This is a genomic window from Pseudoalteromonas sp. G5_S1_54_S4 (assembly GCF_054968565.1).
Map to the genome: position 1 here is coordinate 1 of NZ_JBQKUL010000143.1, position 412 is coordinate 412.

At 37.4% G+C, this 412-nt stretch carries 1 protein-coding gene; it reads right to left on the minus strand.

The annotated features are described in order from the left end of the window. Window positions 1–14: 14 nt before the first annotated feature. A partial coding sequence (locus ACTRWE_RS19295; RefSeq protein ID WP_462880545.1) for a transposase occupies window positions 15–412 on the minus strand: 398 nt, incomplete at its 5' end.

Here is a 412-nt window from a genome sequence, read left to right on the forward strand (position 1 = left end):
AACCTGAGATCTGGTTAAGCCAACATTAGATTATTACTCTCTAAAATTTCAAGTTCTTGCGATGTTAAATCTAATGACGGCTTTTCCTCTTTTAGGCAATAGGCAATTAATCCACCAAGTAAATTTAGCATAAAGCCATGCATACTACGGTGTCTAGAGTGTTCAATGTAAGAAATGTTTTTCAATTGATCATTCACCGTTTCGATTATAAATCGTTTTTTCAATAAAGCCCTGTCCCACAATGAAATAAATTTTTTCTTCATATTCTTTCGAACCGTCGTGATTAACTCGACACCTTTTTCTAGTAACTCACCAGAGAGCGCTTTGCTGATATAACCTTTGTCGCCATAGAGTTTTCCGAAGATAGAGTCCGCCATATCAGAAACAGGCTCTCGATCATCCACATTGCCCG